Source organism: Clostridium sp. AM33-3 (assembly GCF_003480315.1).
GTDB lineage: Bacteria > Bacillota > Clostridia > Lachnospirales > Lachnospiraceae > Brotaphodocola.
Window position 1 is genome coordinate 1 of record NZ_QUIV01000035.1, and the last position, 23,325, is coordinate 23,325.

General features: G+C 47.0%; 28 protein-coding genes, 1 pseudogene and 2 riboswitches. Of the genes and pseudogenes, 7 read left to right on the forward strand and 22 right to left on the reverse strand.

Annotated features, from left to right (window positions below):
- Positions 1 to 54: 54 nt before the first annotated feature.
- From DW819_RS14535 to thiD, 5 genes are read right to left on the reverse strand one after another with little or no spacing between them, the layout of a single operon-like run.
- Entirely contained in the window at positions 55 to 1,149 is a 1,095-nt protein-coding gene (locus DW819_RS14535; RefSeq protein WP_118733852.1) for an ABC transporter substrate-binding protein, read from the reverse strand.
- Positions 1,150 to 1,170: 21 nt separating this feature from the next.
- Positions 1,171 to 1,914, reverse strand: coding sequence for an ABC transporter permease (locus DW819_RS14540; protein WP_118733873.1), 744 nt, complete (start codon positions 1,912 to 1,914; stop codon positions 1,171 to 1,173).
- 11 nt (positions 1,915 to 1,925) lie between these two features.
- Positions 1,926 to 2,678, reverse strand: coding sequence for an ABC transporter ATP-binding protein (locus DW819_RS14545; protein ID WP_118733853.1), 753 nt, complete (start codon positions 2,676 to 2,678; stop codon positions 1,926 to 1,928).
- A gap of 1 nt (position 2,679) precedes the next feature.
- Positions 2,680 to 3,342 carry a thiaminase II gene (gene tenA / locus DW819_RS14550; RefSeq protein WP_118733854.1) on the reverse strand — a complete coding sequence of 221 codons (663 nt, stop codon included), beginning with the start codon at positions 3,340 to 3,342 and terminating at the stop codon, positions 2,680 to 2,682.
- Positions 3,339 to 4,148 carry a bifunctional hydroxymethylpyrimidine kinase/phosphomethylpyrimidine kinase gene (thiD, locus tag DW819_RS14555; RefSeq protein WP_118733874.1) on the reverse strand — a complete coding sequence of 270 codons (810 nt, stop codon included), beginning with the start codon at positions 4,146 to 4,148 and terminating at the stop codon, positions 3,339 to 3,341. Before thiD ends, tenA begins: the two co-directional genes overlap by 4 nt.
- 130 nt (positions 4,149 to 4,278) lie before the next feature.
- Positions 4,279 to 4,389: riboswitch (TPP riboswitch) on the reverse strand.
- A 169-nt stretch (positions 4,390 to 4,558) separates the two neighbouring features.
- Between thiD and DW819_RS14560 the strand changes: the two genes are divergently transcribed.
- Positions 4,559 to 5,662 carry a DUF362 domain-containing protein gene (locus DW819_RS14560; RefSeq protein WP_118733855.1) on the forward strand — a complete coding sequence of 368 codons (1,104 nt, stop codon included), beginning with the start codon at positions 4,559 to 4,561 and terminating at the stop codon, positions 5,660 to 5,662.
- Between the two features lie 76 nt (positions 5,663 to 5,738).
- On the opposite strand, the gene DW819_RS14565 is transcribed toward DW819_RS14560, so the two are convergent.
- The 15 genes and pseudogenes from DW819_RS14565 to DW819_RS16015 all read right to left on the reverse strand — a co-directional run bounded on the left by DW819_RS14565 (position 5,739) and on the right by DW819_RS16015 (position 16,599).
- Positions 5,739 to 6,137 (reverse strand): VOC family protein, encoded by a 399-nt coding sequence (locus DW819_RS14565; protein ID WP_118733856.1) that lies wholly within the window; start codon positions 6,135 to 6,137, stop codon positions 5,739 to 5,741.
- A 155-nt stretch (positions 6,138 to 6,292) separates the two neighbouring features.
- Entirely contained in the window at positions 6,293 to 6,760 is a 468-nt protein-coding gene (locus DW819_RS14570) for a hypothetical protein (protein ID WP_118733857.1), read from the reverse strand.
- A gap of 90 nt (positions 6,761 to 6,850) precedes the next feature.
- Positions 6,851 to 7,489 (reverse strand): SOS response-associated peptidase family protein, encoded by a 639-nt coding sequence (locus tag DW819_RS14575; RefSeq protein ID WP_118733858.1) that lies wholly within the window; start codon positions 7,487 to 7,489, stop codon positions 6,851 to 6,853.
- A 10-nt stretch (positions 7,490 to 7,499) separates the two neighbouring features.
- Positions 7,500 to 7,814 carry a hypothetical protein gene (locus tag DW819_RS14580; RefSeq protein ID WP_118733859.1) on the reverse strand — a complete coding sequence of 105 codons (315 nt, stop codon included), beginning with the start codon at positions 7,812 to 7,814 and terminating at the stop codon, positions 7,500 to 7,502.
- Positions 7,815 to 7,833: 19 nt separating this feature from the next.
- On the reverse strand, positions 7,834 to 9,096 hold the full coding sequence (locus tag DW819_RS14585; protein ID WP_182432671.1) for a DNA polymerase IV: 1,263 nt from the start codon (positions 9,094 to 9,096) through the stop codon (positions 7,834 to 7,836).
- 233 nt (positions 9,097 to 9,329) lie between these two features.
- A complete protein-coding gene (locus DW819_RS14590; protein WP_118733860.1) occupies positions 9,330 to 9,707 on the reverse strand; it encodes an MmcQ/YjbR family DNA-binding protein in 378 nt (125 codons plus the stop codon).
- Positions 9,685 to 10,104 carry a DUF4186 domain-containing protein gene (locus DW819_RS14595; protein WP_347560213.1) on the reverse strand — a complete coding sequence of 140 codons (420 nt, stop codon included), beginning with the start codon at positions 10,102 to 10,104 and terminating at the stop codon, positions 9,685 to 9,687. Before DW819_RS14595 ends, DW819_RS14590 begins: the two co-directional genes overlap by 23 nt.
- A gap of 113 nt (positions 10,105 to 10,217) precedes the next feature.
- Positions 10,218 to 10,625: a GNAT family N-acetyltransferase gene (locus tag DW819_RS14600; protein WP_118733861.1), complete on the reverse strand. Its 408-nt coding sequence runs from the start codon at positions 10,623 to 10,625 to the stop codon at positions 10,218 to 10,220.
- Between the two features lie 29 nt (positions 10,626 to 10,654).
- The gene (locus DW819_RS14605; RefSeq protein ID WP_147353179.1) at positions 10,655 to 11,104 is read right to left on the reverse strand and encodes a hypothetical protein; all 450 of its coding nucleotides are present in this window, start codon (positions 11,102 to 11,104) and stop codon (positions 10,655 to 10,657) included.
- Between the two features lie 614 nt (positions 11,105 to 11,718).
- The gene (locus tag DW819_RS16095; protein ID WP_279220963.1) at positions 11,719 to 11,844 is read right to left on the reverse strand and encodes a hypothetical protein; all 126 of its coding nucleotides are present in this window, start codon (positions 11,842 to 11,844) and stop codon (positions 11,719 to 11,721) included.
- Between the two features lie 138 nt (positions 11,845 to 11,982).
- Positions 11,983 to 13,914 carry an ATP-binding protein gene (locus DW819_RS14620; protein ID WP_243025889.1) on the reverse strand — a complete coding sequence of 644 codons (1,932 nt, stop codon included), beginning with the start codon at positions 13,912 to 13,914 and terminating at the stop codon, positions 11,983 to 11,985.
- 9 nt (positions 13,915 to 13,923) lie between these two features.
- Positions 13,924 to 15,495 carry an ATP-binding protein gene (locus DW819_RS16150; protein ID WP_118733865.1) on the reverse strand — a complete coding sequence of 524 codons (1,572 nt, stop codon included), beginning with the start codon at positions 15,493 to 15,495 and terminating at the stop codon, positions 13,924 to 13,926.
- Positions 15,479 to 15,655 (reverse strand): hypothetical protein, encoded by a 177-nt coding sequence (locus tag DW819_RS15760; RefSeq protein ID WP_182432672.1) that lies wholly within the window; start codon positions 15,653 to 15,655, stop codon positions 15,479 to 15,481. The genes DW819_RS16150 and DW819_RS15760 overlap by 17 nt, the downstream gene beginning before the upstream one ends.
- Positions 15,637 to 15,712, reverse strand: a riboswitch (cyclic di-GMP riboswitch). It overlaps the preceding gene by 19 nt.
- A 178-nt stretch (positions 15,713 to 15,890) precedes the next feature.
- The gene (locus DW819_RS16010; protein WP_243025891.1) at positions 15,891 to 16,184 is read right to left on the reverse strand and encodes a hypothetical protein; all 294 of its coding nucleotides are present in this window, start codon (positions 16,182 to 16,184) and stop codon (positions 15,891 to 15,893) included.
- Positions 16,168 to 16,599, reverse strand: a pseudogene (locus tag DW819_RS16015) (LPD25 domain-containing protein). Before DW819_RS16015 ends, DW819_RS16010 begins: the two are co-directional and overlap by 17 nt.
- Positions 16,600 to 16,909: 310 nt before the next feature.
- Between DW819_RS16015 and DW819_RS14645 the strand changes: the two are divergent.
- Complete coding sequence (locus DW819_RS14645; RefSeq protein ID WP_118733867.1) at positions 16,910 to 17,089, forward strand: hypothetical protein; 180 nt, start codon at positions 16,910 to 16,912, stop codon at positions 17,087 to 17,089.
- Here DW819_RS14645 and DW819_RS14650 read toward each other — a convergent pair.
- A complete protein-coding gene (locus DW819_RS14650; protein WP_118733868.1) occupies positions 17,086 to 18,234 on the reverse strand; it encodes an ATP-binding protein in 1,149 nt (382 codons plus the stop codon). The two genes, DW819_RS14645 and DW819_RS14650, sit on opposite strands and share 4 nt — an antisense overlap.
- Complete coding sequence (locus DW819_RS14655; protein ID WP_118733869.1) at positions 18,231 to 18,908, reverse strand: response regulator transcription factor; 678 nt, start codon at positions 18,906 to 18,908, stop codon at positions 18,231 to 18,233. Before DW819_RS14655 ends, DW819_RS14650 begins: the two co-directional genes overlap by 4 nt.
- Before the next feature lie 147 nt (positions 18,909 to 19,055).
- On the opposite strand from DW819_RS14655, the gene DW819_RS15765 reads away from it, so the two are divergent.
- From DW819_RS15765 to DW819_RS14675, 5 genes are all read left to right on the forward strand, one after another.
- Complete coding sequence (locus DW819_RS15765) at positions 19,056 to 19,202, forward strand: CD1871A family CXXC motif-containing protein (RefSeq protein WP_182432673.1); 147 nt, start codon at positions 19,056 to 19,058, stop codon at positions 19,200 to 19,202.
- Positions 19,203 to 19,227: 25 nt separating this feature from the next.
- Positions 19,228 to 20,103 carry a 4Fe-4S binding protein gene (locus DW819_RS14660; protein ID WP_182432674.1) on the forward strand — a complete coding sequence of 292 codons (876 nt, stop codon included), beginning with the start codon at positions 19,228 to 19,230 and terminating at the stop codon, positions 20,101 to 20,103.
- Complete coding sequence (locus DW819_RS14665) at positions 20,100 to 21,059, forward strand: TlpA disulfide reductase family protein (protein ID WP_118733871.1); 960 nt, start codon at positions 20,100 to 20,102, stop codon at positions 21,057 to 21,059. Before DW819_RS14660 ends, DW819_RS14665 begins: the two co-directional genes overlap by 4 nt.
- 37 nt (positions 21,060 to 21,096) lie before the next feature.
- Positions 21,097 to 22,209: a peptide-methionine (R)-S-oxide reductase MsrB gene (msrB, locus tag DW819_RS14670; RefSeq protein ID WP_118733872.1), complete on the forward strand. Its 1,113-nt coding sequence runs from the start codon at positions 21,097 to 21,099 to the stop codon at positions 22,207 to 22,209.
- A gap of 508 nt (positions 22,210 to 22,717) precedes the next feature.
- A complete protein-coding gene (locus DW819_RS14675) occupies positions 22,718 to 23,116 on the forward strand; it encodes a transposase (RefSeq protein WP_347560214.1) in 399 nt (132 codons plus the stop codon).
- The last annotated feature ends 209 nt before the right edge of the window (positions 23,117 to 23,325 follow it).

A 23,325-nucleotide genomic window follows, 5' to 3' on the forward strand; every position in this document is an offset into this window, starting at 1 on the left:
GGAAGGCGGTCTCTTTCACTTCCGGACCTTTATTCAGCTTTGTAACTCAAATTTTTATTCTACCACAGTCATGACGTCTGCTACATCCACGTCCTGATCGATCAATCCATTTTCCAGCATCCAGTCAATATTTTCCTGCCAGCACTCCTCTGTCTGGCTTAAGAATTCTGCATCTGCGGTTTCCATAAGCGGGAGCAGGGTTTCACAGGACTTCTCCTCTACGCTCTGGGTCAGCGGGAAGTTTGCTTCGTTCTGATTGTTCATCAGAATAGCAAGGCAGCCGTCCGGATCTGCCTTGAAATCATCAAAGCCCTTTTTGGATGCACGCAGGAAGCCAGCTACAACCTCCGGCTCTTCTTCCAGAAGCTTGTTGTTGGTCAGGAAGATTTCCTCATAGTAATTTGGAATTCCATAGCCGCTTACCGGGAAGTAATTTAATTCAAAGCCTTCCTCTTCCATCTGCGGAACCTCATGGTTTACCAGGCAGCCAATGGTGGCATCTACATTGCCGGTGGTCATGGAGCTCATCAGATCAAAGCCGACATCGACCATCTTGACATCGGATGCATCCGCGCCTACAGATTCCATCATACATTTTACCAGAGATTCACTTAACACGGTACCGCCGTAACCGATGGTCTTTCCTACCATATCCTTCGGGCTGGTGATATTTTTATCCTTCAAGGAAAGGATAATGTTAAGCGGAGACTGTACGATCGCGCCTACGGAACGGATCGGCGCTTTCTGGTTTGCTACAGCCTGGATCAGATCCTGCTGGTAATACATGCCGATTTCCGCCTTACCTGCTGCCACCATGGACAGGGCATCGTTCGCGTTCGACGGGAAACGAATCTGCACATCCAGCCCCTCTTCCTCATAATAGCCGCGTTCAATGGCGGTGTAGAGAAAGGTATGAATGGCGTTCGGGTACCAGTCAAGGACTACATTTACCTCACGAAGATCCTTTTTATCCTTTGTATCTGTTTCGGAAGCAGCGCTTTGCTCTGTGCTCTCCTGCGCTCCGCCTGACGCCTCGGTTTCTGCTTTTGCGGTTGTCTCCGCAGGTTTAGAACTGTTTCCACAACCGGAAAGTGATGCAGCAACCAATGCAGTTGCCATAAATGTTGCCATAATTGCTTTCTTTTTCATATTGTTATCCTCACTTATTTTTTATAAATCGTTTCTCCACCGTATCATCTTCTTTTCCAGTAAAGTTACCAGCCATACAAAGATCATGGCTACCACAGATAGCAGCAGGATCGGTGCAAAGACACCAGCTCCGTCCAGCTGAGTCATCATGCGGCGGCTGAAATAGCCAAGGCCATTCTGGGCGCCGAGCCACTCTCCGATGGCAGCGCCGATAATAGACAGCGGAACAGCCATCTTAATTGCTGAAAAGAAATACGGCAGCACGGCCGGAACCTTTAATTTCCAGAAAATCTGCGCCGGTGAGGCGCCAAAGGTAAAAAGAAGTTCTTCCATCTCTGTTTTGACCGACTGAAATCCGTCAAATACCGTGATGGTGATCGGAAAAAAGGTAATCAGTACCGTGACCAGTACTTTACCCCAGATAGAATAGCCAAACCAAAGCACAAACAGCGGAGCCAGTGCCGTGGTCGGGATCGTCTGGGAGGCAATGATCAGCGGATACAGAGCTCTTCTGGCCGTGTCATTGGCATCCATCAAAACTGCAAGCCCAAGTCCAAGAACAACAGAAATGCCAAGCCCGATGGCAACGACCGACATGGTTGCCGGAAGATGGGCCATAAAAAGCGGCACCCGCAGTTCCCAGATTTTCTGCAGGATCTGGGTTGGGGATGGAAGGATGTAGGCTGCATTTACGCCCATAGCTGCTGCCTGCCAGAAGATCAGCAGGGCAAAGGTTAGGATCAGAGCCGGAAGGCTGGAATGAATGTTCGTTTTCTTCACTTCGCATCCCTCCTTAACATCTGAATCAGATCTTCCTTTAAGGAAAGGATTTCCGGACGCGCCAGTTCTTCCCTGGTACGCGGATATCCGGCCGGAACCTCAATGGAACGAAGATGGGTCATCGGTGTCGATTCTACCACCAGAATACGTCCGGACAAAAACAGTGCCTCTTCTACATCATGGGTAATGAACAACACCGTTTTCTGATCTCGCTGCCACTGTTCCAGCAGCCATTCCCGCATGGAAAGTCTGGTCAGATAATCCAGCGCGGAAAACGGCTCATCCAGTAATAAGAGATCAGAACCAGTCAGAACCGTGCGCGCAAATGCTGCCCTCTGTCGCATGCCGCCAGAAAGCTCTCTTGGACTCTTCTGCCCCCAGTCAGAAAGACCGACAGAAGCCAGAGCCTCATCTGCCCGTTCCAGCATCTCAGCTTTGGTATATCCACCCTGGATTTCCATAGGCAGCATCACGTTTTCCCTTACCGTGCGCCATGGAAACAGAAGATCATGCTGCGGCATGTAGCCACAGTAGTTTTTCAGACTTTCAATTTGCTGGCCGTTCACAAGCACACGACCGGCATCCGGGGTAAGAAGCTTGTTCACAAGCCGGAATATGGTACTCTTTCCGCATCCGGACGGTCCGATTACACAAACAAATTCGCCATCCTGAATCTGGAAGGAAAGCTTGTCCATGATCGCGTAATCATCCACATCATACTGGAAACACACGTTGTCAAATTCCAGCATACTACCGCCTCATTTCCCATGCCATATCCCAGAAAGACATCTCATAGCGGGAGCAGGCAGTAAAAATGTCAATCAGGCGCTCTATCTGTGCCGGTGTATAATCTGCAGTGAGACGGTTCATCAGACTGGTCAGGCGCTCATTTTCCATATGATATTCCGCGCTGGCATAGCCGGATACCCATTCTCCGTAAAATGGATGCCGGTCTGCCTCCGGATTTTTTTTCAGGATTTCTTTTGCAATGGCCTCATAGCTTAAGGCACAGGAAAGAATAGCCGCCATAACCTCCGCTTCTCCTCCCTCGTAGGCAGCTCGCAGCATATAAGAGGTATAAGAACGGTTATCCAGTGCCACCGGCGTGTTCTCGGCCTCATCCAGGCTGATGCCAAGACGCTTCATGTAAGTCCGGTGGATATCCATTTCCCCGTCCAGAATGGTGTGGGTAGAAGCCGCGAACAGTTTCATAACAGAAAGATCCTTTGCCTTGGCCACACCAACAGCAAACACACGGGTATAATCGATCAGATACAGATAATCCTGTATCATATAATAGCGGAATTTCTCCTGATCCAGGCTGCCATCACCGATTCCCATAACGAACGGATGGGTGGGATAACCTGCCCAGATTTCCTGTACGGAGCTTAATAATCTTTCTGTAATTGTCATGCTTCCTCCTTTGCAAACCCTTTGCCGCAAAATTCGAAGGCATGGTTCATCGGTCCGGAACCTGCGCCTAAATCCAGCATGGCTGCCAGTGCTCCGGAAATATATGCTTTTGCCTGCTCCACTGCAGTATCCAGATCATATCCCTTTGCCAGGTTGGAGGCAATGGCGCTGGACAAGGTACAGCCGGTACCGTGAGTGTTCGGATTGTCAATGCGGCGTCCGTTAAACCAGCGGTATCCGCCATCCCGGTATAACAGGTCATTGGCATCATTCAACTGATGTCCTCCCTTTAACAGGACCGCGCAGTGATAGGTCTCGCTGATCTTTTTCGCTGCCTCCACCATTTCCTCTGCGGTGGTAATCTCCATACCGGAAAGAACCACTGCCTCCGGGATATTCGGAGTCAGAACGGTGGCTAACGGGAACAGGAATTCCTTTAAGGTTCCGATGGCATCGTCGCTGATGAGCTTTGCTCCGCTGGTTGCCACCATCACCGGATCTACTACAATGTTCTCTGCTTTGTATTCATTCAGTTTTTCCGCAATTGCCTGGATCAGGCCTGCGGAGGAAACCATGCCGATCTTTACCGCATCCGGCCGGATATCGGTGAAGACGCTGTCAATCTGCAGCTTTAAAAACTCCGGTGATACCTCAAAAATTCCCTGGACTCCGGTTGTATTCTGGGCTGTCAGTGCAGTGATCGCACTCATGGCATATACGCCATTGGCGGTCATAGTTTTTAAATCAGCCTGGATTCCGGCGCCTCCGCTGGAATCACTTCCAGCGATCGTTAATGCTGTTTTCATCTTCATAATGAAACTCCTCTCATGCATCTATATTTTTAGGCGGCTCAAGGTGGTGCCCCCAATGCACCGCCGCAAAGAGAAAGAACAAAAAAAGCAGAACCACGCAGGTGCGCAATTCCACTTTCTGTTTCTATCCAGTCACAGCACTTCCTACGTTGGCATGATCCAAATCAGGTATACGGGTCCCGGCGGGTTCCAGCCAGCTCTCAGCCCGTTTCCACAGGCTCCCCGGTACTAACGTTTATTCTCTTTGCAGTATTCAATATACGCCAGTATATACCATTTTGTCAAGTGACAAAAACTGTCCGGATTTTCTTTCATGCATTCTTTTTCCTTTTCAAACCGGAAGAAACGCGCTATAATATGCACGATGAAATGAAAAAGAAATTCACTAAAAGCGAGGAAATCCTATGGAAAAGAATGATATTATCCTGATCCACGGCACCAACTATAAAATCATGGCAAAAAAGGTCATGGAAGCTGCAAACGTAGCCGAGGATATTGGAGACAAAAAAAAGAAAATCGCGTTAAAGCCGAATCTGGTTACCGCCAAGGCCCCTTCCAGCGGCGCTACCACCCACAGCGAGCTGTTAGCGGGTGTCATTGAATACCTGCAGGAACACGGTTTTGAAAATATTACGATCATGGAGGGATCCTGGGTCGGTGACCGCACCGGTGAAGCATTCCGCGCGGCCGGTTACGACATGGTCTGCGCACGCTATCACGTTCCGTTTGTGGATCTGCAGCGTGACACCTGGAAGGAATACGATGCCGCAGGCATGAAGATCAAGCTCTGCGACCAGGCCGCTTCTGTTGATTACATGATCAACATGCCGGTTTTAAAGGGACACTGCCAGACCACCGTCACCTGTGCCTTAAAGAACAATAAGGGCGTCATCCCAAACCAGGAAAAACGCCACTTCCATACCATGGGACTGCACAAGCCGATTGCCCACTTAAATACCATTGCCCGCAATGATTTTATTTTGGTAGATAACATCTGCGGCGATCTGGATTTTGAAGAAGGCGGCAACCCGGTTGTCATGAACCGTGTTCTCGGTTTCAAGGATCCGGTACTTTGCGATGCTTTTGTCTGCGACAGTATGGGCTATTCCATCCAGGATGTTCCGTATATTCCGTTAGCGGAAAAGCTGGGAGTTGGAAGCACCGATACCGCACACGCCAACATGATCTATTTAAATCAGCCGGATCAGGCAGGTGTGAAATTCCGCATGACCCACCGCGTTCAGAAGCTGGCTGCTTACACTGAGCCGAAGGATGCCTGCAGTGCCTGCTACGGTTCCCTGATCTACGCACTGGATCGCTTAAACGATGCCGGTTATCTGCGCCGTGGTCTTCCGTCCGTTGCCATCGGGCAGGGTTATCAGAATCAGCCGGATGGATGCGCCAAGATCGGCGTTGGCCGCTGCACAAAGTGCTGCAATAAGAGTCTTGCCGGATGTCCGCCAAAAGCTGCGGATATTGTAGAATTCTTAAAAGAAAACTGGGGTTAGGCACTTACATAAAAATAGAACGCGCTGCTTGATGGCGCGTTCTATTTTTATGCAGATTTTCCGTGTTTTGCAGCTGTTATTCTGCTTCCACATAAAACGGTGCTTTCTTCACCGTGATATGAATGCGAAAGCCATTGATTTCTTCTTTTAAGAAGATCAGACGGATGGTTTTTCCATCCTCATCATAACGTGCGGTATCATAATCGACCGGGTAGCCCTTCTCCTCCAGATATTCGATGGCTGCCGGCATGTCATTTACAAAGAATCCGAGATGGCCCATGGTACCCTTGCCCATTATCTTTAAAAGCTCCATCTTGTTGTCCACAGTAAAAAACCCAGCCGGGATCTCTCGATAATCATGATATCCCATGATCTCGGTAAAGAAGTCTTTCATGCGCACACCCTCTTCCGGTGTCTGCGCGTTAATTCCAACGTGTGCAAATTCAAATTTTACATTTCCATCTCCTAAAAACATAATCCCTCTCCTTTTCATCATGCCGCAATGGCAGAATTGTGTTCTGATAATTCTATTTTACATGGTTTTGTAAAAAAAGGCACATACATATTTTGCATGACAGGCATATGAGAATTGCAATGCGGTTTCTGCCCAGAAGGATTCTGTCCTGTGTATTACTTCGAGCAATTAGCCGCATCAATAGCGATCACAAGCATCAGGGCCATGATTTCATCTTTTGGATCCATAACATTCAGTTCGTAAGTATCTCCCCAATGAAAAGGGATTTTGGAAATATGTGCTGCCACGCTGCAGGCTTCATACACATCGTAATCCCAGTTCAGAAAATCTCCCTCACACCGCCAGCCATTATAATCAATTTCATATCTCGGCTTTAAAAAAGAAAACATTCTCTGAATGCTGCCGCATTCCTGCCCATTCACTTCAATATCGAAAGCCGGCAGCAAGGTCGGGAACCGCTGTTTTACCATGCCAATCTCGTTTCCTGACTGATCGTATACATGGATCTGATGGCCTAAAGTCAGAAATTCTGCCTTTACAAAATATTTCGGATGCTCATATTCATCATATACATCGTAGGTATCTGTCCAGGAAAAAACACGCTGTTTGATCAGTAATCTCATAAATAGCTTGCCTCCATTATGTTGATCTTTTTTTGATTATATCAAAACACTGGAAAAGCAGCCAGTCTTAGGCACAATTTTTCTCACTGCTCATCCATTTCTTTCGGAATCCACATCATAATCACATCCACCAGATACTCCTGCTGAATTAGTAAAAAGTGACAATTGCTCGTACTCCTGCTTATGTTCCAAAAGCGGAGGAATTTTGGTGAGAAGCTTTTCTGCAGCACCAAAATCCTGAATCCAAGGCATAACTTCTTCTGGCATAAGCACCAATGGCATCCGATCATGAACGGGTAATACAGAAGCATTCGGAGAGGTTGTCAGGATGGTGAACTGATTGTCTTTCGCAGTTGGCTGCCAGATTCCTGCCATGTAGAGAATTTTGGATTGCGGCATGGTAAAAGAAACCCTCTCGTTCGCTTTGTTCCACTCATAAAAGCCTGCTGCAGGAATCACGCACCGACAATGCCTTATACTATCCCGAAAAGATGGCTTAGAAAGAACCGTTTCTGCTCTTGCATTAATGAGCAAACCCTCCTGATACTTACTCATAAAGCCCCAGCACATGTGTTCCGGGTGCACCTCCCCCATTTCCATCAACACCACAGCCATATCAGTGGGCCGCACATCGCCTCGCGTCACTTTTAACTTAGAATCATCAATCTGTTTGCATATCTTCTTGATTTCACGCCACATTTCACCATCTATAAAATACCTTCCGCACATGTTCTTCTCCTCATACCAGCATCACCCATTTACAGGCCTCTAAATAAAAAATCAACTTAAATTCCCGGATGAGCCCGCCAATTACAGCTTCACAGCCATACTCGCGGCTCGGAATCCCTGAGTAATTTTTATCTTCCGTGTATTTTACCAGGATATCCCGGACTGTCTGAATATCTCCATTATCGTCTTCAAATTTAAAATACTGCGGCATGACCTTGCCAGTCGCAGTAAACCACGTTGAACAGGCGATGTGAAACATAGTCCCCCGTGGTATCTCGCTGTCCACCGCTATTCCATACTTAGTTGCATCTGCAAATCCAGGCATGCCACATCAACTCCTTTTATTATAGTATCCGTTCTTTAGAATAATCAACTGTTCGTTTTTCTCTGCTGATGCCTCCTGCCATATGATCCATTTCCATACTTCCTGTTGTTGATAAAAAGCATGCCCTTTTTATACTGTCCATTCCATACTTTTTCCGTATCCGGTCCACAGTTTTTTCCATCGTTTTTGCTTTTTCATAGTCAACGGTATCGAATAGCTGCATCTGCCGGAATTGGTCCGTTGTGACGCGGCTGGTATGGATTCCGAGATGTCTCAGCGGGATGCCGTCCCATAGTTCTGATAGGCACTGGCAGGCAGCATGGTAAATTTCCATGGTGAGATCTGTTGGTACGGAAAGTGTGATCTGGTGGCCATAAAATCGCAGGTCCCAGTCTCTCAGGCTGATAGAAACAACGCCGATTTTTACGCCATCGGCTCTCAGCTTTGCAGCAATGGTTTCAGAGAGAGATAAGAGATACTGCTTTGCAATGCCTGGCTCTGTAACATCCTGCGTGGTCGTTAGGGAATTTCCATAGCCCTTGGCAGGCGGTGGTGTATCAATCACTGCGATTTCATCTATTCCATTTGCGTACTGTCGGATAAGCAATCCATGCGATTTCATGTGAGCCTGTAAGATGTCGGGATCTATTGCGGCCAATTCTCCGATGGTATGAATACCAAGCTTTCTGAGCTTATTAAGCGATGCATGCCCCACGTAAAACAGATCACTTACTGGAAGCGGCCACATCTTCGTTTGGATTTCCGTTTTCCATAATGTGTGAACCTGATCCGGTTTCGTGAAATCAGAAGCCATCTTTGCCAGAAGTTTATTTTCAGAAACACCGATATTGACAGTAAAACCAAGTTCTTCATGTATTCGGTCTTTCATTTCATATGCTGTTTGTTCTGGAGCATTACAGCAATCAGTCATGTCCAGGAATGCTTCATCAATGCTGTACTGTTCAATCTTGTCTGTATACTCACTGAGCAGCTTTATAAGCGCCTTTGAGGACCTATTATACAAATCATAGTTCGGAGGAACCAGGATTAGGTTAGGACATTTTTCTTTTGCAGAAACGACAGTCTCTCCGGTCTGGATATGAAATTTCTTAGCCAGAATGGACTTAGCCAGGATGATACCATGCCGTTTTTCCTGATCCCCACCCACGGCACTCACCATCTCTCGCAAATCCTGTTTTCCGCCAAGATGGTGAATCCGATAGCAAGCTTCCCAGGACAGAAATGCTGAATTCACATCTACGTGAAAAATGATCCTCTTCATATCCACCTCCTTGTACTCGAACATTTGTTCTATTTTATTCTAAGCTTTTCCTATACAGATGTCAAGCCGGGAATTTAGCGTTTTTCCTGCAAATGTACTGGAAATTTATTACTGTTCAGAGGCAATTATCAAAGAGAAGGGTTTGAAATCCAGTGCAATGGCATTGATGAAGCTACCGGGGAAAGAGATTATGTAATGGCATGGCAGAGAAAAAGGCAGAGATTTCTCTCCGCCTAAATTCCTTTTCTATTCTTCTTTTTCTTTACCGCCGTTGCCTGAAAGCTCCAGTCTATAAGGCGCTTCACTGTTTCATCGTTCAGCGACTCTTCCAGCAAAGCCGAGAGCCACTGGGTTTTATTCATATGGTATGCCGGAGAAAACCCTGGTTGCTGGCGAAGGTAGCTTGCAAAAACCGGATCGCACTTTACGTTCAGGATATCTACTTCGCCCTCTCCATCCAGACCGATTTTGCCTCGATCAACTTCCATAACAAGGCCGTACCATTTTCCATTATCTGAATGGCGCAGCACTGCATTCCAATCGTGCCAAGGGTAGTCCGGCTCTGTTTTATACTGCTGGCGGCAGTACTCAAATACTTCTTTCCTGGTCATCTTCGTCCATCTCTTTCTGAATCCAGGTCATAATCACATCCACAAGATACTCCTGCTGAATCTGGCTTAGTTCTCTTCCCGGCTGCATCTTGTGCCACTTTCGGATACATTCCCGACAGCAGGTTGCTGTAGCATGCTGCGCAATAAACACAGGATGGCCCCGCATCGGAGTCTGCTTCCCATCGTTTGGAATCACAGCCGGAGCTTCCCGCTTTGCAATGAAATCCCTGGCATGCTGCCGGATCGTCTCCAAACCTTTTTCCCGGACATATTCTCTATCTTTTTTTTTCAAATGGAAACCACTCCGGAATTTCGAATTATCTAACCGTTCAAACAGCTGTGTATACCATTCATCTTTTGTCATTAGTCTTCCCAGCTCTCTGTAAATTTCTTTCATAATACATATTCATACATACTGAAAGCGATTTTTCCTGTTGAAGGATAATCCAGCTCTACATCTCCTTTGTACTGGAAGCCAAAATTCTCATACAATCTTTTCCCTGGCACATTCTATGGTAATGTGTCCAGACGGATTGCAATATCTTTCTGATTTTTACAAACTTCCACTGCTTTCCCTAACAGCTTTTTTCCTACCCCTTTCCCCTGACATGCAGGCGCCGTTGCGAGTAAATGTAACACAGCAATTCCATCATCCGAATCCTTCGTTTGCCAGTTCACAAACTGATATCCTTCTCCCTGGAAATGATTCAAAATAAATGCTCCGATAATCTCATGATTTTCTGTAGCAATATATAAAGTGTTTGCCCCTATTGCGCCAGCAATGTCCGATAATACTGGGTAAATGCCTTTTTCCCATTTTGGACAATAAGGAGTTCCTTTCATTGTATCAACCAGCCGATAGTAAAAATACAGGACCTGGCATTCCTCGCCGTCCCTTGCCTTTCGTATCTCAATCATAAATTTATCTAACGCTCCTCAATTTTTCTCTAAAATCCAACCGCTTTTCTTTCCACGGCACTGTCCAGCACTGCTCTAAGTTCCTCCGCACTGCTCACCCGGGCACCCTCAAAGCGGCCGTTATTTCCATTAATCTCATTGAGCCATTTCTTCTTTTCTAACAAAGCCCTGGTATCCGTGTAGTATGATGACAGAATGTAAATATTTTCCCCGCGGTTCATGGCATCACGCATGAAATCCAACAAGTCCGTTTCTGGTTCCAAGTCTGCATAGTATCCAGGCTTTCTGGTTTCATCAACAGGCACATCACGCCATTTTGCAATGGTGCCGTCCATATCAAAGTAAACCCGACTATCATTTAATCCCACTTTTTTCTGCATATTCTCTGCTCCTTCTTCTTCTAAACTTTTCCACTTTTCTACAAAAAGAATATGGGAAACAGTACTCAAAATAAAATTCCAAATCCAATCAAAAAGCATAAAAATTCTCACAAAAAATCTCAATCGCATAAAATAGCCCACAAAAATATAAAAGAACCATCCTCCCGAAGCCGTCATAAAAATTACCATAAAAGAAACTAAAAGGAAAAGGAAAGGGCCTCGTGCGTTGGTCGGTTATACAAACATCTGTTCCCTATCATAACAGATTCGTCCGACGGTCGCAAGTGTGTGGGGGAAGGTATTCTTTTTTTGCATGGGGGTTTGGTATTTTTTGTATGTGGGTGGAAAAGGGGGAAGAAGTTTGGCAGAAAAAGAAGCAGAAAAAAATTTCTGCTTCAAAAAATCATATATGGTAATGCACGTCTATACAAGCCGCATTAACCAGTTGTCGAGAAATTCCATCTGTTCTTTAGTGTGAAACCAATGCTCGGAGCTTTTCGACATCCTTGAGCTGACTCTGCGTATTCTTGATTTCTGAATTGACACCCTTTAAGGTACTCTGAAGCTTGGTAGTATCACCACCGATCTCGACCGTGATACCCTTAATTCTACTCCCGCCATAACGCACCTCCTCTCTGCAAAATGGGCATAAAAATTGCCCGGCATTTCTGACGAGCATCAAGAAAGCACCGATCAGATTTCTCCGACCGATGCTAATAAACTGCTATTCTATTGAGATTTACAAACTGGAATTTGTAGAAATTCTGATCGGACATATTGTCGTTCTTGATCTTCCCGGCGGTTTCCATGACAGCTTCCACCAGCAGGCGAATATCCATAACAGAGGTGTCCTCCTGGTGCTGGGTGCTGATAAGAAATGTGGTGATGCGACCCGTATCATAATCATAGGAAACTTGCGCTTTCGCATCCGACAAGACCAGTGCAAACTTTTCATCAGAATTAACTTCTTTGTTTTCCTAATCGTGTTTAATGTATTTAGTGATAGTATCGATTAATTCCTCCATGTTAATCGGCTTGGAAATATGGTCATTCATGCCTGAATCCAGGGATTCCTGAATATCATCTATAAAAGCATTTGCAGACAAAGCTATAATTGGAATCGTAACTGCATCGGACCGCTCTATACCCAAGGCTCGAATGACTTTTGCTGCTTGGTGTCCATCCATGTTTGGCATCATAATATCCATCAAAATAAGATCGTATGTGCCTCGTGGATGATTTTTAAACAAATCCACAACTTCTTTTCCGTCTGATGCGCGTGTTACGGTCATACCAGCATCTTCCAGTATTATCGTAGCAAGTTCAGCATTTAGATCATTATCCTCAGCCATAAGAACATGAATACCCGTCAAATCTCTATGTAGATGTTGTTTTTGTTCTGATTGAATAACCTGTTCTGGCAACTCCAGTGGGATCTCCACTGTGAATGTAGAACCTACACCTTTTTTGCTCTCAACAGCAATCGAACCGCCCATCATATCCACATATTTTTTTGTGATGGCCATACCAAGACCGGTTCCCTTATATTGAGTTCTGGCATTAGCATCATCTTCTTGTGAAAACGGATCGAATAATTTTTTCTGGAACTCTTCGCTCATGCCAATACCGTTATCTCGAACAACATAACGAGTTATGATATGTTTCTCATCCGCTCCTGGGTAACTGCTGATATCCAAAGTAATCTTTCCGCCGTCCTTTGTGAATTTCACAGCATTACCAAGAAGATTCACCAAAACTTCTCGGATACGCACAACATCCGCAAGGACATATGGGTTCTTTGGGATTTCTCGATGTACTTCAAACTTAAGATCTCGATTATAAAGAAGTCCATTCATAATCGCCTGGACGTTATCTGTCAATTGAGTAATGTCCACTGGCTCAGGCGAAATAGTAACTTTTCCACTTTCAATGCGAGTAAAATCCAGAACGTCATTCAACAAAGAGAGAAGATGATTCGAACTTTTTTGAACTTTCTCCAAGCTATCATGAATATCTGAAACCGTGTTCTGGTGAAGCGCAATGTTTGTAAATCCAATAATGGCATTCATCGGCGTTCTGATGTCATGGCTCATACTAAGCAAAAACGCAGATTTTGCTTTGTTGGCAGCCTCTGCTTCCTCAGCGGCGTTCATTAATAATTGTTTTTGTTTTTGCTCTTCTGCCTTGCTTTTCTGGTAAACATAATAGGTATATAGACAAATTAAAAGCAATACAGTTCCTGCGACTAAACCGCAGATGATGGAAATATGATTCGTCTCTTCAACCATTCCATAAGCTGATTGCATATCCATTTCAATGCAAAATGCGCCAATGATTTCTCCTGTCCCATCATGATTTGCGCTTACAGGATAGCAAGCCGTAAAAATCGGCCCCCATGTTGTATCAATGATATCCTGAGAGTACACATTCTCCCCAGAAATAGCCCTATCAATATACGGAACCATTTCTTCCTCAATATAATCTCCAGGGTGTCTTACATCATCCGCATCCGGATCCAAACCGTCTACCACATAAACGAGTTTTCCTTCTTCATTTTTTGTAGCGGTGTAAATATATCGAGTAGAATTCAGTGTTCTGATTTCATTGAAATATGAAGAAATATCCTTATATAATTGCTTCTTTTCATCAGATTGATCTTTGATTTGATCAAAATCTTCTTTGCCGATTCTTCCATTCACAAGTTTGTGTACTGCATCTGCACTCGCTGTGTCACGTGTGATTTCTGTTTCAAGGGCGGTCTTAGTGTAAGAACTTTGCAGAATAAATGTGTACGACGCTATTACCAAAATCATCAAAAGCCCCGCAATCACAAAGATACTGCCTGTATTCTTCAGCCTAAGGAGTTTTTTCAAATTAATTCCTTCTTTTGTTTTCTTCATGCTGCTCATTCACATCCTCTAAATCCCAATATTTCTGGTAATAGCCATTCCAAGACCGGTTCCCTGGATCTTATTCGTCACAGAACTTTCGGCACGGGTAAAAGCATCAAAGATTTTATCTTTGAAATCTGCTGACATTCCTATTCCATTATTCCTGACTAAGAAACGGTACTTTGCATAGACGGATGAATTTGTTTCACATTCTTCTACCAGAAACTGAATTTCTCCACCTTCCTGCGTGTACTTCACTGCATTAGAAAGCAGGTTGTTGAAAATCTGCATCAGGTGAAGCTGATCCCCGTTCACCCACTCATGTCGGATATTTTTCTTTGTTGTAAGAGTCTGTTTCTTTTCATCTATCTGTGAATGAAATAGATTATTGATTTTCTGTATAAAATTCAGAATAGAGAAATCATCGTATTTAAAAACTGTTTTTCCTGCCTCAATTTTGCTCATATCCAGAATATCATTAATAATCCCTAACAGATGCTGGGATGAAATATCTATTTTATCTGCATACTCTATTACTTTATCTTTATTTCCTGCATCATGTCTTATTAATGACGTCATACCAATAACTGCATTCATAGGAGTACGTATATCATGTGACATATTAAACAGAAAATTAGATTTTTCAACACTGGCTGTTTTCGCCTGCTCCAATGCTTTCTGCAGTTTTTTATTTAATTCCACTACTGTGTTTTCCGATTCCTGTGTCCTGTGCAGTAACATAATCATAAAAACAAATCCAGTTAAAAGCAAAACAATCAGTAAACCGTAGCCCCATAGTCTATATAACTTTTCATTGCTATTCCATCCGTTTTCAGGCATCACTTCCAGAACCCATTGACTGTCACCTAATTCAAAAGTATATGTGACAGGATCAATCATTTCCACACCTGAGCCATACACTTCTTCGTATGTTTCATCCCACGGTGCAATACTTTTAGACAACTTATATTCATAGCTAAAATCGGTAAGTGACTTTATAGAATCAGCGAATATATCCGGTACACGAATAATTACAATTGTAAATCCCCAAAATGTCCTTTCGCCATTTTTCTGCTCCACATACACCGGATTTCTTACAGCAATCCCCGTTCCACCCTGTTTCAAAGAAAATGGTCCCTGCATGATTATCACATCATTGTCTCTGGCATAACAAGATATCTTTCCTCGTTCTTTATCATGAATAAGATCTATCTTTCCAGTCTCATTTCCGGCTTCCGGATAAATCTCAGTCACTACGCCGTCTGGTGCAATCTGAATACTCTGGATATAATCTCCCATCATATTCTCCGCAACTTTCGAGAACATGGAAATTTTTCCGTTTTCACTAATAACAATCTGTTCAAAAGTATTTGTAATATCAATTTCCCTCACGATATCAGCCTTCATATGATCTGCATACGTTACTGCGTTTAATTCAGCTCTTGACCTTATGAAATCCCTTTGACTGCTATCCGCACGAATGCCTATATTCACCAGAACAACCAAACCGATCATCAATACAAATACCGGAATCCATAACTCTTTTTTTATCCTAAATGTATTTTTTCGTTCCTGTGCTGACTTAATTTTCTTCCACATAACCGATTTCCTTTACACCTGCGTTTTTATCTGCTTCATTTTTATATTTTAGCAGCCACCAATTATTGCCTGCCTGTTTTAGTTTCTTTTTAATCTCCAAAAATGAAAAAAGCATTGTCATTGCAGACAATGCATCTTTAACGTGGTAACTGGCTACCATTTTACAGGCCCTATAGCTTTGCGTCGCAGACTTTCATCTGTTTTGCCGTTTTTCTTATTATAGCTTTTAAACATATGAAAAAAAACTGATTTTATTATACTCTAATGCTCGACTATGTACAAGAAAAACATTACCGTTTTAACGCCTAAAAGCAAAAAAAGAACAGCCGATACATATACTCGAACTGTTCTTCTACTTCTGAAGTCCACGCAGTATTGACAGCACTGTTTCCTGCTCATTTGTACTCAGATCGTTCCATATCTTTAAAACTTCTTTCTGCTTTCCCTGCATACTTAACTGCTGTATTTACTTCAACGCCAGCTCTTGGCACAACTTCTCTGCTTTCATTTTTCTCTACTACCTGCTGTTCTCGTCTCTCCTTCACCCCATTTTCTTCCAGACTGCAAAAGCTCTGCAAATACGGCAGTACATGATTCTGCATATCCGTCAGATCTTCCATATACTTTTGGTACTCTTCATTGCCTTTTCCTTTCTGATAGCTGATCCAGCTTTCATCTGTCAGTTTCATTCTGCATCTTTAACTGACTGATGATACCACCGTTTCCGGCACCAATCTCTATCTTACCTTGAAAATGGTGCAGCATCTTATCGTCCTTCTCAGCATAATATACTGTGAAAAACATCTATGCTGTCGTTTTTGGTTCGTTGGTGTTTGGATCACGGTCAGCATACCATGCTTTGTCCTGTTCTACGGTTTTGGAATCCAAATCAGATAACTTCTGGCATCTTGGATTCCCTAACTCACTTTTCTCACAATAACTCACATGCACCATCGGCTCCATATCTTTTGGAAGCTCCGGCTCATATGCTTTCAGCCTTTCCATCAATATACCTGCACGAACAGACAGGTCACATTCTTCGTCTACAATATCCTTCAAGTAAGAAACATAGTAATGAATATTACCGCTTTGTAAATCCAGCATTACTTACTGTCATCACAATCACGATATCTAAATCCTGCGGATACATCAGACTGTGGATCGGCATCAACGATTAACACTTTCATCTTGAGTACAAAGGGCAAGCCCGTTCTCAAGAAATCCTACAGCGTCTTGCAAGACGATTTCTTCCGGTATATGCGCGACGCCGGGTATGATGATGTGGAGCGCGTCGTACGAACTGGGCGTTGTCCGGCGTGCTCCTGTTTGAAAATCTCCATTTTTCCAAAGTCAAGAGCCGGAGAGAACACCCGAAAAATACCCCTATTGCGTAACAGAGGCGCTGAAAGCTTGCATGAGAACAGGGCTGACCAAGCAGGAAAAAACAAGCGATATATGGTTTGACGAGAAAGAGCCGCTGATCTATATTCGCACACACAACACCGACCTCAAGAACAGGCTGACCGCCCCATACAGCGCAGAACGCCGCTGGGCGGCAAGCGAAGCAGCGAAAAAACGAATACAAGGGTTTTAGAGCTTCGTTGATTGTTGCGTTGGCAACCCCACCGCAATGGTAGTGCCCTTCTCCGAACTTTTCTCCACCCAAACGGAGCCGCCGTGGAGGTCGGTGATCTCCCATACCAGTGAGAGCCCCAGTCCTGCGCCACCGTATTCCCGGCTGCGAGACTTGTCCACCCGGAAGAAGGGCTGGAAGATGCTGCGCTGATACACCTCCGGAATGCCGCAGCCGGTGTCGGAGACGCGGAGCAAGAGCTTTTCCAACTCCTGAGTGACAGAAACCCGTACCGAGCCGCCCGGCCGGTTGTACTTGACAGCATTCTCCGTCAGGTTGAAGATCAGCCGGTAGATCAGTGCATCGCTGCCGGTCATAATGCCGTCTCCCTCCGCCGTCAGCGTGACGCCGCGCTTATCTGAGAGCGGCGCAAGATCTGTGAAGATCTCCTCGATCATGGGAGCGAGCTGGATCCGCTCGTTCCGCGCCACCTGCCGCAGATTGCTCATCTCCAGCAGTGTCCTGGTCATCTGTATCAGCCGTTCCGTCTGCTCACGCAAAAGTGTAAGGAACTCCGCCGTCTCCGGTCGCACGTCAGGATGCTCCGCGGAAAACAGCTCCAACTGCGCCTGCATTAGTGCCAGTGGCGTGCGCAGCTCGTGGGCGGCGTTGCCGGTGAACTGCCGCTGGGCGGAAAAGGCGTTGTTCAGCCGCTCCAGCATCTGGTTGAACGAGCGGCTCAGCTGCCGGAACTCCGAAATAGTGTCTTCATCGATCCTCATATCGGCAAGATTGTTCAGCTGCACCTGCTCCACCTGCGAGGTAAAGCTGCGCAGGGGCTTGAGAGCGCGTCCACTGACGAAATAGGCGAGGATGCCGCTGAGCAGCGTTACCGCCGCCGTGATGTACCAGTTGGTGGTGCGGAAGCGCCCCTGCACCCCATCGACGACGATGATCAACTCCTCGTTGGGCGCTATGAGCTGCGGGTCAAAGCTCGCCGCTCCGCCATCATTCAGGATCACCGTGCCTCCTTGTAAACTGTCCGCAATGGTGTCCATATAGTACACACCAGAAGAGCACAGCAGCAAATTCATGGCCACGCAGGTGATGCCGATGAGCAGAACGGACATCAGCGTGATGCGCCACTGCAGGGAAAACCGCTTCATTCCTCCTCGCCTCCCATCAGATAGCCCTCGCCGATGCGGTTGCGGATGGGGTCATAGCCCAGCACGGCGCGGAGCTTTTTGCGCAGGGCTGAGATGTGGACGCGAATGGAATTGCTGAAGCTGTCCACGCTATTGTCCCAAACGTGATCCATCAGCTCCTCCTGACTTACTGGCCTTCCTTGATGCACCATCAGGTATTCCAGGATTCCCGTTTCCTTCCGGGTGAGCGTCAGCGTCTGCCCGTTGACGGTGGCGGTACGGGAGCGGGTGTCAAAGGTAAGGCCTCCGCAGCTTAGCAGCACATCCTGCTGGGTGAACTGCCGCAATGTCAGGCTGCGGATGCGGGCCTCCAGCTCCGCCAAGTGGAAGGGCTTCGCCAGATAGTCGTTCGCCCCGGCATCCAGCCCCTGCACCTTGTCCTCCACTTCGCTGCGGGCGGAGAGGATCAGCACCCGCGTCTCCCGGTCGGTCTGCCGCAGGGTGCGCAGCACCGTCATGCCGTCCTTTTTCGGCAGATTCAGATCAAGAAGAACCAGATCGTATCGTTCCACGCCCAGAAGCGCCAGCGCCTTTTCGCCGTCATAGCAGTAGTCCACGCTGTAGGCCAGCCGCTGCAGGCTGCGAACGATAGTCTCGCACAGGGCGCGTTCATCTTCAATTACTAAAAGGTGCATGAGAGCCCTCCTTTTTATTTCTTCGTTTTTGTGTTGCTTTCATTATAGCAAAAACAGATAAGGTTTGCATTAAGTTTTCGTTCTTAACAGAGACTTTAACTCTCCCGCGCTATGATGGGGGCAGAAAATCGGAAAGGGTGATGAAAAATGAGCTGCGAGAAAAAGGCCGCGGCGCAGATCGTGCTGCTGATGGCCGGAGCCGCCATGCTGTGCTTTGGTGTCTGGCGGGGCGAGGCGGTGACAGTGCTGAGCAAAGCAATCAAATTATGTCTGGAGTGTGTGGGCATTGGGTAAAAAGTTTTCAGGCGTTTCACAGACCATGTCCCGCTTCCGGGGCTGGATTCAGGCGGGGGCGACGCTGCTGACCAACCTGCATCTGCCGAACTTTCTCAAGGGCGGACTGTATCAGGGGGCGGGGAAGACCGTCTGCGTGCCGGGGCTGAACTGCTACTCCTGTCCGGCGGCGTCCGGGGCCTGCCCCATTGGGGCATTTCAGGCAGTGGTGGGGTCTTCCAAGTTCAGCTTCTCCTACTATATCACGGGCTTTCTCATTTTGCTGGGAGTCCTGCTGGGACGCTTTATCTGCGGCTTTCTATGCCCCTTCGGCTGGTTTCAGGAGCTGCTGCACAAAATCCCCACGAAGAAGCTTTCCACAAAAAGGCTGAAGCCGCTGACATACCTGAAATACGCTGTCCTGCTGGTGATGGTTTTCCTGCTACCAGCGTTCCTTGTGAACGATGTTGGCATGGGAGACCCGTTCTTCTGCAAATACCTCTGCCCCCAAGGCGTACTGGAGGGAGCCATCCCGCTGTCCCTTGTCAATTCCGGCATCCGGGCGGCGCTGGGCAAGCTGTTTACATGGAAATTCAGCATCCTGCTGTCGGTGATCGCGCTGAGCGTGCTGTTCTACCGACCGTTCTGCAAGTGGCTTTGCCCGCTTGGCGCGTTCTATGCGCTGTTCAACCGGGTGTCCCTCTTCCAGATGAAGGTGGACAAGAGTAAGTGCGTCTCCTGTGGGAAATGTGCCAGAGCCTGCAAGATGGATGTGGATGTGACGAAAACGCCCAACCATACCGAGTGCATCCGCTGCGGAATGTGCATCCGCGCCTGTCCGACGAACGCCGTGTGCTTTCGTTACGGCTTCGGAGACGGGAAAGAAACAACAAAGAAAACAACGATGGAGGAATCAAAATGAACAGGAAGAGAATTTTTGCACTGACTTTTGCCGTGCTGATGGTGCTGGCCTTGGCGGCCTGCGGCACGAAGAACAATGACAAGATGGGCGCCATGAGCGGCAACGGCTCCGCCATGACTGGCGAGCCGAAAAACGCCGAGGAGGCGCTCGCCCTGCACAAGGAGCTGCTAGAGCAGGAGAACGCGATCCTGTCGGAAAATACCGAGCTGTGGGAAAATGTCTTTATGGAGGCTGAGAAGGGCATGGCCATGATCGAAGACGGGAAAAACTACGGCGACTTCCTGTTGGATACCGTCGAGGCCGCTAAAGAGCAGTTCACCAACAAGGAGTATGAGTGGCTGAAGGAGTCAGCCACGGAGATCAGCAATATTGAAAACAGGCTGACCGAGTTGGAAGAGAAGTATCCCGAGCTCATGCAGAAATCCATGGACGGCGATATGAGCATGCCCGCGGGCAGCGACACGAGCAACCCTCCCAACGACGGCAGTATGCAGAAGTTCCCCGCCTTTGAAGGGAAAGATCTGGACGGCAACACGGTGAAGAGCGACGAGCTGTTCTCCGCCAACGCCGTCACCGTGGTGAATTTCTGGTTCACCACCTGCAATCCCTGCGTAGGTGAGCTTGGCGAGCTGGATGCGCTGAACAAGGAACTGGCGGAGAAGGGCGGCTCCCTCATCGGCGTCAACACCTTCACGCTGGACGGCGACGAAACGGCAATTTCCGAGGCGAAGGATGTGCTTGCCAAGAAGGGCGCCACCTATCAGAATGTGTATTTTGACTCCGACAGTGAGGCGGGAAAGTTTGCCACCAGTATCTTTGCCTATCCCACCACCTATGTGGTCGACCGCAGCGGCAATATCGTGGGTGAACCCATCGTAGGCGCCATCACGGAAAAGAAGCAGGCGGAGACGCTGCAAAAACTCATCGACCAGGCTCTTGCCGCCGATATGGGCTGACAAACGAATTTATCTTCTCAGAAAGGAGGGATACACCATGTATCGGAGAGTATTGCCGCTTCTGCTCACCGCGGTACTGCTGCTGAGCGGCTGCGCCGCCGGGCAGAAAAATATGCCACAGAAAACGGACGAGAAGGAAATGACCGGACAGCCCTCTGATATGTCCGGTGAAGGAAACATGTATATGGATACCACGGAAAATGTCATATATCTGGCGGGCGGATGCTTCTGGGGCATGGAACAGCTGATGCAGTCCATCCCCGGCGTCATCGATGCCGAGAGCGGCTATGCCAACGGCACCTGCGAGGCGGACGCCGATTACAAGACCGTCTGCAAAGGGAACACCGGCTTCCGGGAGACCGTGCGGGTGGAGTATGACCCCGGGCAGGTGAGTCTCGACGCCCTGCTGCTGGCCTACTTCTATGTGATCGACCCCACGGTGGAGAACCGGCAGGGCAACGACCGGGGCAGCCAGTATCAGACCGGTGTCTATTACATCAACGAAAGCGCGAAGGAAACGGTGGAGCGCATCGCGGAGATCGAGCGGGGACGCAGTGAAAAGTTCTTCGTGGAGATAGGCCCACTCAAGAACTATTACCCCGCCGAGGAGTACCACCAGAACTACCTCGAAAAGAACCCGAACGGCTACTGCCACATCCCGCGCGCGGAGATGGAGCTGTTTTCCCGGCTGCGCATCGATCCGGGCGACTATCAGAAGCCCGCGGCGGAATCCATCCGGGACAAGCTGACGGCAGAGCAGTACCGTGTTACGCAGGAGAGCGGCACAGAGCGCGCTTTCACAGGCGAGTTCTGGGATAAGTTTGAAAAGGGCATCTATGTGGATGTCGTCACCGGCGAGCCGCTTTTTTCCTCCACGGATAAGTACGAGAGCGGCTGCGGCTGGCCGGCTTTCACAAAGCCCATTGAAGAGCCTGCCGTGGTGGAACTGGAGGACCTGAGCCACGGCATGCGCCGTACAGAGGTCAGAAGCCGTGCCGGAAATTCTCACCTTGGTCATGTGTTCACCGGCGATCCGGAGTCCCCAAATGGCGTGCGCTACTGCATCAACAGTGCGGCCCTGCGCTTTGTGCCTTACGCAAAGATGAAAGCAGAGGGTTACGGATATCTTCTGTATCTGTTCGAGGAATGATCAAGTTGTTGCGAACGGTTAGTATGTATAAAACAGCTGTCTACAAAACGGCTACAAAATTCGTAAGAAACCTATGTACAGCCCGAAATACGTGGATTATTTGGACAAAATGCGTATCGAGAGTACATTTTATAACCCTAAATCAAAGCCAAAGACTTGAAGTATAGATAAAAAAATTTAGAACCACTCATACTGTGGTCAAAAGACCTTCCGGCTGAGTGTTACAAGCGCCGCAAATAAGCGGCGCATCCAAAGAGCCTGCTCCACGCAAGCCCGGTCTCATCGTCTCTCGCTGCAGCTATCATGAATGGAAAGTATGTAAACGCGGTTCCACTTTACCGTCTGGAACAGAAGTTCATCCGGAAAGCCAGAAATAGTCTGCTTCGTTCCTGATCATAAAGCAGATCCAGGCAATCTACCGGGAGGAAGGAAAACTCAAAGAATTTTCATCAAAAGAAAGGCTTGTTCAGCGTCAGGTGGTTGTAAAACCACTGGTAGATGCTTTGTTGTGTACCTGAAACAACATGAAAGTGAAGTCGGTACGGAAAAACTGAGGGAAGCTTTCACTTATGCATTGAATCATGAAAAATACTTCTGGGTTTTTCTGACCGACGGAGATGTTCCGATGGACAACAATGCATCAGAGCGTGCGATCCGCGGATTCTGTGTCGGCATGAAAAACTGGCAGATGATCGATACCATCAATGGTGCAAAATCATCCGCTATCATTTACAGCATTGCAGAAACAGCAAAAGCGAACAATTTAAAGCCATATGAGTACTTTGAATATCTTCTGACAGAAATTCCGAAACACATGGGTGATACAGACCGATCCTTTTTAGATAATCTGGTCCCATGGTCAGAAATGCTGCCAGAGAGTATTCGAAAACCAAAGAAGATCAATTAAGCCAAGCCGCAAATGTGGCTTTTGACTGGTTCAGTACTTGCTATGGAGCGTTTACGTTTCAAAAAGCTCTCGGAGTCTTACTTGCTTAATTTATGGCTATGTTATAAACTGACTTTCGTTATATTATCACACAATAACATAGTAAAAACCGAGACCGTTTCAAGTTTTGTGTAAACGTTAAAAACTGATATAAGATTTGTGAATAGTTA

Bases quoted from the DNA above. Each gene is read 5' to 3' on its own strand.
- DW819_RS14655 (WP_118733869.1), bottom strand. From the start codon at position 18,908: ATGCACCTTTTAGTAATTGAAGATGAACGCGCCCTGTGCGAGACTATC.
- DW819_RS14545 (WP_118733853.1), bottom strand. From the start codon at position 2,678: ATGCTGGAATTTGACAACGTGTGTTTCCAGTATGATGTGGATGATTAC.
- DW819_RS14570 (WP_118733857.1), bottom strand. From the start codon at position 6,760: ATGAGATTACTGATCAAACAGCGTGTTTTTTCCTGGACAGATACCTAC.
- tenA (WP_118733854.1), bottom strand. From the start codon at position 3,342: ATGACAATTACAGAAAGATTATTAAGCTCCGTACAGGAAATCTGGGCA.
- DW819_RS14575 (WP_118733858.1), bottom strand. From the start codon at position 7,489: ATGTGCGGAAGGTATTTTATAGATGGTGAAATGTGGCGTGAAATCAAG.
- msrB (WP_118733872.1), top strand. From the start codon at position 21,097: ATGTATCGGAGAGTATTGCCGCTTCTGCTCACCGCGGTACTGCTGCTG.
- thiD (WP_118733874.1), bottom strand. From the start codon at position 4,148: ATGAAAACAGCATTAACGATCGCTGGAAGTGATTCCAGCGGAGGCGCC.
- DW819_RS14620 (WP_243025889.1), bottom strand. From the start codon at position 13,914: ATGAGCAGCATGAAGAAAACAAAAGAAGGAATTAATTTGAAAAAACTC.
- DW819_RS15760 (WP_182432672.1), bottom strand. From the start codon at position 15,655: ATGGTAGCCAGTTACCACGTTAAAGATGCATTGTCTGCAATGACAATG.
- DW819_RS14565 (WP_118733856.1), bottom strand. From the start codon at position 6,137: ATGTTTTTAGGAGATGGAAATGTAAAATTTGAATTTGCACACGTTGGA.
- DW819_RS14650 (WP_118733868.1), bottom strand. From the start codon at position 18,234: ATGAAGCGGTTTTCCCTGCAGTGGCGCATCACGCTGATGTCCGTTCTG.
- DW819_RS14660 (WP_182432674.1), top strand. From the start codon at position 19,228: ATGTCCCGCTTCCGGGGCTGGATTCAGGCGGGGGCGACGCTGCTGACC.
- DW819_RS14580 (WP_118733859.1), bottom strand. From the start codon at position 7,814: ATGCCTGGATTTGCAGATGCAACTAAGTATGGAATAGCGGTGGACAGC.
- DW819_RS16010 (WP_243025891.1), bottom strand. From the start codon at position 16,184: ATGAAACTGACAGATGAAAGCTGGATCAGCTATCAGAAAGGAAAAGGC.
- DW819_RS14590 (WP_118733860.1), bottom strand. From the start codon at position 9,707: ATGACCAGGAAAGAAGTATTTGAGTACTGCCGCCAGCAGTATAAAACA.
- DW819_RS14585 (WP_182432671.1), bottom strand. From the start codon at position 9,096: ATGAAGAGGATCATTTTTCACGTAGATGTGAATTCAGCATTTCTGTCC.
- DW819_RS14665 (WP_118733871.1), top strand. From the start codon at position 20,100: ATGAACAGGAAGAGAATTTTTGCACTGACTTTTGCCGTGCTGATGGTG.
- DW819_RS14560 (WP_118733855.1), top strand. From the start codon at position 4,559: ATGGAAAAGAATGATATTATCCTGATCCACGGCACCAACTATAAAATC.
- DW819_RS14600 (WP_118733861.1), bottom strand. From the start codon at position 10,625: ATGATTGAGATACGAAAGGCAAGGGACGGCGAGGAATGCCAGGTCCTG.
- DW819_RS14605 (WP_147353179.1), bottom strand. From the start codon at position 11,104: ATGCTTTTTGATTGGATTTGGAATTTTATTTTGAGTACTGTTTCCCAT.
- DW819_RS15765 (WP_182432673.1), top strand. From the start codon at position 19,056: ATGAGCTGCGAGAAAAAGGCCGCGGCGCAGATCGTGCTGCTGATGGCC.
- DW819_RS14595 (WP_347560213.1), bottom strand. From the start codon at position 10,104: ATGAAAGAAATTTACAGAGAGCTGGGAAGACTAATGACAAAAGATGAA.
- DW819_RS16150 (WP_118733865.1), bottom strand. From the start codon at position 15,495: ATGTGGAAGAAAATTAAGTCAGCACAGGAACGAAAAAATACATTTAGG.
- DW819_RS16095 (WP_279220963.1), bottom strand. From the start codon at position 11,844: ATGGATATTCGCCTGCTGGTGGAAGCTGTCATGGAAACCGCCGGGAAG.
- DW819_RS14645 (WP_118733867.1), top strand. From the start codon at position 16,910: ATGAGAACAGGGCTGACCAAGCAGGAAAAAACAAGCGATATATGGTTT.
- DW819_RS14535 (WP_118733852.1), bottom strand. From the start codon at position 1,149: ATGAAAAAGAAAGCAATTATGGCAACATTTATGGCAACTGCATTGGTT.